The organism is Pseudomonas viciae (genome assembly GCF_004786035.1).
GTDB lineage: Bacteria > Pseudomonadota > Gammaproteobacteria > Pseudomonadales > Pseudomonadaceae > Aquipseudomonas > Aquipseudomonas viciae.
In genome coordinates this window covers 6,488,710-6,499,366 of the sequence record NZ_CP035088.1, presented here as the reverse complement: position 1 = coordinate 6,499,366, position 10,657 = coordinate 6,488,710, and the positions used below count along the sequence as shown (strand labels likewise).

General features: G+C 61.1%; 9 protein-coding genes. 3 read left to right on the top strand and 6 right to left on the bottom strand.

Annotated features, from left to right (window positions below; genetic code table 11):
• Nucleotides 1-42 precede the first annotated feature (42 nt).
• Entirely contained in the window at nucleotides 43-984 is a 942-nt protein-coding gene (gene tagQ / locus EPZ47_RS29110; protein ID WP_135847793.1) for a type VI secretion system-associated lipoprotein TagQ, read from the top strand.
• Between the two features lie 779 nt (nucleotides 985-1,763).
• Here the strand turns inward: tagQ and EPZ47_RS29095 are convergent.
• Complete coding sequence (locus tag EPZ47_RS29095) at nucleotides 1,764-2,144, bottom strand: DUF6124 family protein (protein ID WP_135847791.1); 381 nt, start codon at nucleotides 2,142-2,144, stop codon at nucleotides 1,764-1,766.
• 525 nt (nucleotides 2,145-2,669) lie between these two features.
• Here EPZ47_RS29095 and EPZ47_RS29090 point away from each other — a divergent pair.
• Complete coding sequence (locus EPZ47_RS29090) at nucleotides 2,670-3,053, top strand: helicase (protein WP_135847790.1); 384 nt, start codon at nucleotides 2,670-2,672, stop codon at nucleotides 3,051-3,053.
• 134 nt (nucleotides 3,054-3,187) lie between these two features.
• A complete protein-coding gene (locus EPZ47_RS29085) occupies nucleotides 3,188-4,543 on the top strand; it encodes a hypothetical protein (RefSeq protein WP_135847789.1) in 1,356 nt (451 codons plus the stop codon).
• Nucleotides 4,544-4,709: 166 nt separating this feature from the next.
• Here EPZ47_RS29085 and EPZ47_RS29080 read toward each other — a convergent pair whose 3' ends face one another.
• The 5 genes from EPZ47_RS29080 to exbD form a co-directional block, all read right to left on the bottom strand.
• Entirely contained in the window at nucleotides 4,710-6,110 is a 1,401-nt protein-coding gene (locus tag EPZ47_RS29080; protein ID WP_135847788.1) for an aminoacyl-tRNA deacylase and HDOD domain-containing protein, read from the bottom strand.
• A 78-nt stretch (nucleotides 6,111-6,188) separates the two neighbouring features.
• Nucleotides 6,189-8,264, bottom strand: a complete 2,076-nt coding sequence (gene recG, locus EPZ47_RS29075; protein ID WP_135847787.1) for an ATP-dependent DNA helicase RecG — start codon at nucleotides 8,262-8,264, stop codon at nucleotides 6,189-6,191.
• Between the two features lie 9 nt (nucleotides 8,265-8,273).
• Complete coding sequence (locus EPZ47_RS29070; protein WP_135847786.1) at nucleotides 8,274-9,194, bottom strand: hydrogen peroxide-inducible genes activator; 921 nt, start codon at nucleotides 9,192-9,194, stop codon at nucleotides 8,274-8,276.
• A gap of 276 nt (nucleotides 9,195-9,470) precedes the next feature.
• Nucleotides 9,471-10,226 (bottom strand): TonB family protein, encoded by a 756-nt coding sequence (locus EPZ47_RS29065; protein ID WP_135847785.1) that lies wholly within the window; start codon nucleotides 10,224-10,226, stop codon nucleotides 9,471-9,473.
• Complete coding sequence (gene exbD, locus EPZ47_RS29060) at nucleotides 10,223-10,651, bottom strand: TonB system transport protein ExbD (protein ID WP_135847784.1); 429 nt, start codon at nucleotides 10,649-10,651, stop codon at nucleotides 10,223-10,225. Before exbD ends, EPZ47_RS29065 begins: the two co-directional genes overlap by 4 nt.
• Nucleotides 10,652-10,657: the final 6 nt, after the last annotated feature.

Genomic DNA, 10,657 nt, shown 5'->3' with positions numbered 1-10,657 from the left:
GGCTGTGCTGAGCTGGTCAAAACTTAAAACGAGAACACAACTATGCTTTTCTCCCGTAAACCTTTTGCTTCGGTTTCCAAGCGTCACTTGCTGATGGTCGCTGTCGGCTTCAGCACCGTACTGACTGGCTGCGCCACGTCGCCGACCTCCAAGGTCGCCTCGAGCACCAAGGTCGAGTACTACCCGAACTGCTACGAGCCGGTGCAGCACTTGCGCTCCACCGAGGGCAACATGACCAAGTCCGTGGTCACCGGCGCAGCCGTTGGCGCGGTCGGTGGTGCGCTGCTGGGCGCTCTGACCGCCGACAAGGAAGACCGTGGTCGCAACGCGGCCATCGGTGCTGCTGGCGGCGCCCTGGCCGGTGGTGCAGCCGGTTACTACACCGAGCGCCAGAAGCAGATCGCCGATGACAACCAGCGCATTGCGTCCTACGCCGCCGACGTCAACAAAAGCGTCTCCGATATCGACCGCAGCACCGCTTACGCCCGGACGTCGCAGCAGTGCTACCAGAACGCGTTCAGCAAACTGGTTGCCGACCGCAAGGCCAAGACCGTCAACGATACTGAAGGTCGCAAGCGCCTGGCAGAAATCGTCTCCGGCCTGAAAGAGTCGAACGACCTGATCGTTGCGGTCAACGGCAAAGCGTCCGAAGACCTGAACAACTACACCCAGGCCTATGAGAAGGACCTGCAGCAAGTGGGTGTGCAGCGTACTGACGTGGTGACCGTGGCGACTGCTGACACTACGCCGGTTGTGGCTCAGACCAGCACCAAGAAAAAGAACAAGACCGTACAACCGGCGAAGAAGAAAGAGCTGCCACCCGTGCCGAAAGAAGCGGTCACCACCGAGAAAACCCTGCTGACCGCCAAGGCCAAGCAGGATGAAAGCAAGCAGGTTGCCAGCGCGGGTACTACTCAGGTCAACAGCATGTGCAAAAACCCGGACCTGGGTGATTGGGCACCGGTTCCTTGCCCGAATGTTTGATTGAGTGATGGCGGCTGGTCGTTGATCAGCAGTCGAAATCTGTGGGGGCGGGCTTGCTCGCGATAGCGTCGGTTCAGTTGGCCTTGATGTCGACTGATGCACCGCCATCGCGAGCAAGCTCGCTCCCACTTTTGTTTTGTGCTGGCTCGAATATTCGCGCCAACCTCCAGTCCCCTGTGGGAGCAAAGCTTGCTCGCGAGGCGGCCTGACAGCCGGCCTGTCTCTCCCGGTTGTACCCCGATCCAATTGTGGGAGCGAGCTTGCTCGCGATGGCGGCCTGACAGCCGGCCAGGATTTTGTTGACCGGGTACATATCCATTGCTGCGGTAACGGCCACTTATGGTTCCGCTCTTACAGCGGGTCACTTTCGAAAAGCGCGAAAGTAACCAAAGCGCTTCTGCCCCACCACTCGGTGCCTCGCCTAGGCTCGGCATGCCCGAACGCAGGCATTGCTCCGTGGGCCCGCCGCGAAGGGCCATCCATGGCCCAGCGCGGCTATCCCGGCATCCATGCCGGGATGCCCACTGCGCAATACCTGCGTTCGGCCATCGTGGTTAACGGGGCGCCGAGATCAACGTCTACCGCGAGGCGGCCTGACAGCCGGCCTGGCTCTCCCGGTCGTACACCCCTCAGATCTGTTTGAGCAGGACCTGTGGGAGCAAAGCTTGCTCGCGAGGCGGCCTTAAAGCCGGCCTGTCTCTCCCGGCTGTACCCCGGTCCAATTGTGGGAGCGGGCTTGCTCGCGATGGCGTCGGCTCAGCCTGCATCAATGCAAGGCTCTACACCTTGGCGCCAGGCGTCACTACCTCCTTTGTCTCCAAATGATCCAACGCCCGCTCAACCAGCAACTGCACCCCATCGGCCATGCGGCTGATTGCCAGGGCGATGCAGCGGCGTGAGTCATCCACGTCGTCAGCCAGGTCGGCGGCGATGGTGCTGATTGATTGCAGGTCTTCGGAGGCGTTGGCCAGCAGGGTTTCGGTGTCTATGTGAGGCGAGACGATGAAGAGCTGGTTTTTGTCGGGTTCGGGCGGGGAGGGTTGGGGGTTGAGGTAGTAATCGAGGGCGCGGGTGGCGGCATCGTCGAGTTTTTTAGCTTCGAGGTTTTCGACGCGGGATTTGTGGCCGCTTTGCGGCGGATTCGGTGAAGGCTTGACCATATTTATGTACCAGAGTTGGGGTCGACATCCTTTCGCTTGCATTCGAAGAGGTGGCAACTGTACGTAGGTGTGCAAGACCGGTCTGGTACCGCCGGCAGACCCGAAGGTCTCCCACGCACAATTGCCATAACGGACGCGAGCATAAAAAAATGCTCGGTCAATAGCCATAACCAATTGCGTACCAGTTCGGACTTGCACGTCCGTGTCACCGTTTTTTGCGATGACGAACAAAGGTTAGCGGCCCATGCCCAGCGCGCCTAGTTCATGAACAGCCCGGCGTGTTGAAGGAAATGTCCGAGGGTTTGGCGGGGAAAAAGGGTCAAAAGATCGCAGCCTTCGGCAGCTCCTACGGAAATCGATGTAGGAGCTGCCAAAAGCTGCGATCTTTTGATTTTTGGTTTTGTGACTTGGTAGTCATCTTTCGCGAAAACAAGCTTATCTTCCGCTAAAGCGATCCGATGATGGCGTTGAGCCGAAGAATCGCTAAACTGCCTGCCATTGATCTTTTCTCACGAGGCGGTGCCCATGAAATTTCGTTTTCTGCTGTGGATGCTGGGGTTGTTGATGGGCAAGGCCAGTCGGACCAATCCGGCGTTCCAGCAGCAGTTGGGCGATAAGGAACTGGTGTTTCAACTGCAAACCCTGGACGGCAAGGTCGCCCGGCATTTCACCGTGAAAAACCAGCGCATCACCAGCCGGTCCGGCACTTACCCGGAGCCTGCCTTCGCCATCGCCTTCAAGGACGCCGCCTATGGTTTTGCCACGATGCAGGCCAAGAACAAGCAACTGGCGTTCATGACGGGGATTCAGGACAAGTCGATCCAGATCAAGGGCAACCCGGCGCTGGTGATCTGGTTCCAGGGGCTGACCAAGTATTTGAAGCCGAAGAAGGCTAAGCCTAAGGCTTGATTAGTGAGTTGGTCTAACCGGCCTGTGCCTTATCTCCAAAAGATAGCTCGACCTGTCATTCCTTACAGGTGTAAAGACGCGCGTTTGGGGGCTCCATTAGGGGGCGTTGCATACACCTCAAAGGAGCGGAAATCATGACTCACCCAACACGCGCCGCGACAGCGGGCACTCTGGACCCGAGTTTCGCCAGCGGGGGAATACTGAAGTTCCCGATACCCGAGATTTCCGGATTCCATACCGTAGCTGTCCTGGAGTTACCTGAAAGAAAATTACTGGTCGCCATTCATTTATCAGGAGTAAACGCCCCTACCGCTATAGCCAGGCTGAACGAGGATGGCTCACTCGACATAGACTTTGGTGGAAACGGGTCCGGGCTTGTCGAGATTTATATAGAAGGGGCTCAACTGGACGTCAGGGAACTCTGCAGACTGAGCGATGGCGGGTGGTTGGTAATGGGACAGTACACGACGATCGCCGACGGTGGCCTGTATGTCGTGCGGCACCGCGAGGATGGGCAGTTGGATGAGTCCTTCGGTGAAAAAGGTGTGCGTCTGCTTCCTTACGGCAGTATGGGCAACCCCAAGTATGTTGGAGTAGGAAGGCGCGTACCTGGATGGGATAACGAAGAGTCCTCCGCGGGGGCACCATGGGGCTCGGGTAGTAAAGGAGCCTCTGCGGTCCAGCAATTGGATGGGAAAATTTTTTTGGCCGGTGGTGTAAGTACTGAATCCGGTCAGACGAAAGGGATCGTGCTTCGCCTTAACTCAGATGGTTCTACCGACTATACGTTTAACGGTCTTGGCTTTGCGATTGTCGAGCTCGAAGGTATCGCCTATGACGAGAATTATACTGAGACTGTTGCCGTTCAGGCAGATGGAAAAGTATTGGTATGTGGTGACTATAGATTGAGATCTCCCGATTCCCGAGGTGTTTATGTGACCCGTTTCGATGAAATGGGACGCCTCGATAGAATTTTCAATGGCGGGACTGTGACGGTGCGCAGCTCTAATAGCATATACATGGAGGCTATTGAGGTAAGAGAGATTGATGGCAGTATCGTCGCGATAGGCGAGGCTCTGCGCGATGGTATTTACAATGGCTTGATGTTCGTTTTAACCAGCGGCGGATTTTTCGATTTCAACTTCAATCGCGGACAGCCTTTGTTCTCCACACTCGTGCCCCAAGGCTTGAAATGGCGGCGTTGTGCATTGCAGGCGGATGGTTCGATCATCGTCGCTGGTACTACCGGCAGGGGGTTCGCCACTGAGGAGGCGACAGCGCTAACGGCACGTTTTCGTTCTGACGGTTCTCTGGATCAGACGTTCAACGGCACCGGTTTTATCGTTTTCGACGAAGATGAAACGTATGAGAGCTTGGAAGACATGACGATCATGAAGGATGGGCGGATTGTCGTGTGCGGGTTGACGTGGGTGGAGGCTAAGCCCTGGGCTTATGCTGCGGGCGGTTGGGTGATCCGCTATCTGGCTTAAGCTAACTGGCGAGGGACTTGCTCCCGCTGGGCTGCGAAGCGACCTCCAAATGGGTATATGCAGCCTTCCTGGAGGATCGCGTCAGCTGGTTTTGCGACCGCTGCGCAGTCAAGCGGGAGCAAGCTCCCTTGCCACAAGAGCTCGTCCGCCTGACACGGAGCCGTTTTTAGCCGTGGCTGAACTGCGAAGCCAGTTCCCGCAACAACACTTCAGCCTCGAGCACTTTGCTGACCACGTCATTGACCTTGTCCCGAGACAGGCCTACGCGTTCGAGCAGTGCATCGGGGATTTCCTCGTCCGGACCGGAGCCGATACCCCGCGAGCGCAGCAGGCGTACGGCCAGGCAGACCAGGTTCGGGTAGGCGGCGTACTCGCCGTCGTAGTGCGGGTCGTGCTGGAAGCGCAGGGCGGTGGCCAGTTCGTCGGGCATGTCCCAGTAGCGCATCAGCCAGGCGCCGATCTGTTCGCGGCTGATGCCCAGCAGGTGCTGTTCCACGTAGCTGTGGCACAGGTGCGGGTTGACCTCCAGGTGCCGGCAGATCAATGAGAAGTGCGGCGGGAACACGTGGGCCAGCAACAGGTAGCCGAAGTTGTGCAGCAGGCCGGACAGATAGGTCAGGCCACCTTCGGGGCGCTCGGCCCGAGGCATGGCGCGGGTCAGGCCTTCGATAACGGCGGCAGTGTAGATCGACTGGTGCCAGTACGGTGTGGTGTGTTGCGGGTGGTCCTTGGGCAGGCTCAGGGTCTTGCCCAAGGCCAGGCCCAGCGCCAGGTTGATCACCAGGTCGAAGCCCAGGACCCGGACGATGGCGTCTTCCACTGAACGAATCTTGCCCGGCGAGGCGTAGTAGGGCGATGCGGCCCAGCTCACTACTTGCGCGGCCAGGGCCGGGTCGGTTTCCACGACGCCGGTGATGTCGTCGATGGTCGCGTCAGGGTCGACCCGCAACTTGATGATTTTTTGCGCGGTTTCGGCCAGCGGTGGGATCTCGATGGTTTCTTCCAGGCGTTGCTGGATACGCCGCGCGGTAAACGCCTGGACGGCCTGGGTGATTTCCGCGCGGTCGTCGTGCGGGCGGTCCAGGTTGGGTGTGATGTTGCTCAAGGCTTCGCCAAATGTCGCGGCGCTGGCTTTGGTGAGCATGGTCTTGAACGCTTCGCTGGTGACTTCCAGCAGCAGCCCCGGCTCGCCCGAGTTGATCAGCAGCTTCGGTTCACGCAGCAGGCTTTCTTCGTACAGGCAGGGGGAACTGGTCAGCGCCGGCAGGCCGGGCAGCAGGCTCAGGCTGTGTTTGCCAAGCATGCGTTCCAGGCGGTCGGTAGGCACCGCCGTGAGCTTGCGACCGGTGAGTTCGGCCAGGCGGTTGAGGTCTAGCAGCTGGCTTTGTGGAAACAGCACCATGAGCGCGCCAACGGCATCGTGCAGCAGAACGGCCTGTACTTTGCGGGCAGGGTTCAGGCCCGGTCGTTCGATAATTTCGTCAAAGGCGATGCCCAGTTTCTCGAGCAACAGCCGAATAACAGACGGAGCGTGCGGGGAGTCGGGGACGAGGGCAGCTTCAGTCATGGTCTGTATCCGTTTTCCTACAAGTTGAGCAGTATAACCAGCTTGCCCGGTAGGTGCGTCCGGAAACTGAGAGCGTGCTCACACTTGGCCATATTGCTGCCCATGACGCAGCCAGCGATCCAACAGCGGGCTGACGTGATCGGGCCAGCGTTCCAGTAGCGCCTGGGCGGCGTCGCGTACTGCAGGGAGCAGATCGGCGTCGCGCATCAGGTCGGCTACCTTGAATTGAAGCAGACCGGTCTGGCGCGTGCCGAGCATTTCACCAGGGCCGCGCAATTCGAGGTCTTTTTCGGCGATGACAAAGCCGTCGTTGGTTTCGCGCATGATGCCCAGCCGCTGCCGACCGATTTGGGACAGGGGGGGGTGATACAGCAAGACGCAATGGCTGGCGGCGCTGCCCCGACCGACGCGGCCGCGCAACTGGTGCAACTGCGCCAGGCCCAGGCGTTCGGGGTTCTCGATGATCATCAGGCTGGCGTTGGGCACGTCCACACCGACCTCGATCACCGTGGTGGCGACCAGCAGTTGCAGGGCGCCGGCCTTGAATTCGGCCATGACGGCGGCTTTCTCGGCGGGTTTCATGCGCCCGTGGATCAGCCCGACCTTCAACTCACCGAGGGCGGCGGTGAGGTCTTCATAGGTGGTTTCAGCGGCCTGGCAGGTCAGTTCTTCCGATTCTTCGATCAGGGTGCAGACCCAATAGGCCTGGCGCCCTTCGGCACAGGCGCTGCGCACGCGCTCGATCACTTCGACCCGCCGGGTGTCGGTGACCAGCACGGTATTGACCGGTGTGCGGCCCGGGGGCAGTTCGTCGAGGATCGAGGTGTCGAGGTCGGCGTAGGCGCTCATGGCCAGGGTCCGTGGGATCGGCGTGGCGGTCATGATCAACTGGTGCGGACACATCCGCCCGCCCACGCCTTTCTGCCGCAGGGCCAGGCGTTGCTGCACGCCGAAACGGTGCTGCTCGTCGATGATCACCAACGCCAGGTTCTTGAACTGCACTTCGTCCTGGAACAAGGCATGGGTGCCCACCACCATCGGTGCGCCTTCGGCGATCTGCGCCAGGGCGGCTGCGCGATTCTTGCCCTTGAGCTTGCCGGCCAGCCAGGCGACTTCGATGCCCAGCGGTTCGAGCCAGCGCTGGAAGGTGATGAAATGTTGTTCGGCAAGGATCTCGGTGGGCGCCATCAACGCCACCTGATAACCCGCTTCCAGGGCCTGGAGCGCGGCGAGGGCGGCGACCACGGTCTTGCCGGCGCCGACGTCGCCCTGGATCAGCCGTAGCATCGGCTCGGGCTGGCTCAGGTCATAGGCGATTTCGTTGCCGACCCGCTGCTGGGCGCCGGTGGGCGCGAAGCCAAGGTTGGCCAGGTAACGGGTGGGCAGATCCTTGGCCTTGGGCATGGCCGGGGCGCGCAGGGAGCGCAGGCTTTCCCGCAGGCGTTGCTGCGACAGTTGATGGGTCAGCAACTCTTCAAAGGCCAAGCGATGCTGGGCCCAGTGATGGCCGAGGGCGAGCTCGTCGACATCGGCATCGGCGGGCGGGTGGTGCAGGTAGCGGATCGCATCGGCCAACGGCGCCAATTGGTAATCCCGGGCCAGTTCCGTGGGCAGCCAGTCGGGCAGGCTGCTGGGGCCCAGCAACGTCAGGGTTTGCTGGCAGAGCTGGCGCAGGCGCTGTTGAGTCAGGCCTTCGGTGAGCGGATAGACCGGGGTCAGGGTCTCATCCACCGGCGGCGGTTCGTCGCCAGTGATGCTGCGGTATTCCGGATGATAGATCTCCAGTCCCGAGGCACCAGGCCGAGCCTCGCCGTAGCAGCGCACGCGGGTGCCACGCTTGAGGCCTTCCTTTTGTGCATTGCTGAAGTGATAGAAGCGCAGGCTGAGCCCGCCGGTGCCGTCCTGCAGGCGCACCACCAGGCTACGGCGCCGGCCCATGACCACGTCGGCGCCGCTGACGGTGCCTTCGATCACCGCGTCCTGCCCCGGTCGCAAGTGACCGATGGGCACCACGCGGGTGCGATCCTGATAGCGCAGCGGCAGGTGGAACAGCACGTCCTGGAGGTTTTCCAGGCCGACCTTGGCCAGTTTCTCGGCCATGGCTTCACCGACACCCTTGAGTGCCGTGACCGGCACGTTCGACAGCTCAGTCATGGCCGCGACTTACTTGGCTGTGGGCGGCTTTGCCACGGAACACAGGCGGATCGAGTCAGCGAGGATCTCGATGGCCTTGGGCCGCGGGAAGCTGGCGCGCCAGGCGATGGCAACGGTGCGGAACGGCACGGGCGGCGTCAGTGGGCGAACTTCGATCACGCCGGGGGCGTAGTGGTGGCTGTCCACCGCCGACAGCGGCAGGATCGAAATGCCCAGGCCCGAGGCGACCATGTGGCGGATGGTTTCCAGGGAGCTGGATTCCACCGTGGTGTGCTTGGCGCCTTCGCCGCCCTTGGTCAGGGTCGGGCAGGCTTCGAGCACCTGGTCGCGGAAGCAGTGGCCTTCGCCGAGCAGCAGCAGGCTCTTGTCGTTGAGCAGGGTGGCGTCGATGGTTTTTTTCTGGGTCCAGGGGTGCTGGGCCGGCATCAGGACGTAGAACGGTTCGTCGTAGAGCGGCAGGGTCAGGACGTCGGCTTCGTTGAACGGCAGGGCGATGATGATCGCGTCCAGCTCGCCGTTGCGCAGCTTGTCGCGCAGCACATGGGTGAAGTTTTCTTCGATGTACAACGGCATCTGCGGGGCGACCCGGTGCAGTTGCGGGATCAGGTGCGGGAACAGGTACGGGCCGACGGTGTAGATCGCACCGACTTTCAGCGGGGCGGTCAGCTGGTTCTTGCCGGCCTGGGCCAACTCACGGATGCCCTGGGCCTGCTCCAGTACCTTCTGTGCCTGGGCCACGATGCCTTCGCCGACCGGGGTCAGGCGCACGGCGCTTTTGCTGCGCTCGAAAATCAGCACGCCGAGCTCGTCTTCAAGCTTTTTCACACCCACCGACAGCGTCGGCTGGCTGACATGGCAACGCTCGGCCGCATGGCCGAAATGCTGCTCTTGGGCGAGGGTCACGATGTAGCGTAATTCTGTGAGGGTCATGGCGAGCGTCCGTGAAGTTGCGAGCCAAGCATACCGGCTGCAATCGATAGACGCACGTTATCAGACTGGGGGCGCGGTGTGACACTGTCTAATGTGCATTACCTGTGGGAGCAAGGCTTGCCCGCGATGAAGTCAACGCAATGCTCGTTGGGACCGGGGTGCTTGTATCGCGAGCAAGCTTTGCTCCCACAGATGCCTTTGCTCCCAATTACCTGTGCTCCAAAAACCTCTTTGGCAGAAACAAGAAGCCCCTGTTACAGGGGCTGGTAATTGAGGTTAGCGCCGACGCTTTTCGATGGAGTACACAAACGGTGCCGTCAGTTCGATGGTGCCATTGGTCAGCAACTCCGCCGGTGGCTTGGGCAGCGGTTGGGCGAGGCGGATCATTTCCAGGGTGGCCCGGTCCAGGGACTCGGTGCCAGCGCTGCCCACCAGTTCGAAGGACAACACGTTTCCATTGGCATCCACCACAAAGCGCAGGCGGTTCATGCCTTCCTTGTTCATCTGCCGGGCCCTGAGCGGGTACTTCTTGTACTTGCCCAGGTGCGCCAGCAGCGTGCCTTGCCAATTGGCCTTGGCCGCCGCTTGCGCGGGCGAAGGGCCAGGGGCCGGTTGCGCGGATTTCTCGGTCGGTGCCGGGGTTGGCGGGGTGTCGCTGGGCTTTTGCTCCGACGGCTCTTCCTTGGGCGGCTCCGGCTTTTTTTCCACCGGCTTTGGCTTGGGCGGTTGAGGCTTAGGCTTGGGCTTGACCGGCTTGGGTACGACAATCTCGGCCTTCGGTGCTTCGGCCAGTTTAGGCAGCGGCAGTTCTTCGACCGGCGCCGGCGGTTGCGGCGGCGTGACGACTTTTGGCGGTGCCGGTGGCGGCGGGGCGGGCACCGGCGCCAGCTCGACCATCATCGCCTGGGGGGGCAATTCGATGGGCGGGCGGGACGTCCAGTTCAGCGCCAGCGCGATGGCGAGCGCGTGCACGCCCAACACCACGGCCAGGCTACCGCTGTAACGCGTCAGCTTTTGGCGCATCGTGATCATTGCTTGGGCGCCGTCTCGAGTCCGACCAGGCCGACCTTCAAGTAACCGGCGGCGCGCAGGGCGTCCATCACGTTCATCAGGTCGCCGTAGTCCACGCCTTTATCGGCCTGGAAGAAGATCGTCGTGTCCTTCTTGCCCTGGGTCTTGGCGTCGAGGGTCGCGCCGAGGCTTTCGGGCTTGACCTCGTCTTCGCCGAGGAACAGGCGCTGGTCGGCCTTGACGCTCAGGAACACCGGTTTCTCCGGCCGTGGCGACGGCTTGGCCGTCGAGGCCGGAAGGTCAACCTTGATGTCCACGGTGGCGAGCGGGGCCGCCACCATGAAGATGATCAACAACACCAGCATCACGTCGATGAACGGCGTGACGTTGATTTCGTGGTTCTCGGCCAGATCGTCGTCTGCGCCTTCTTTCAAATGCAGGCCCATGGCCGA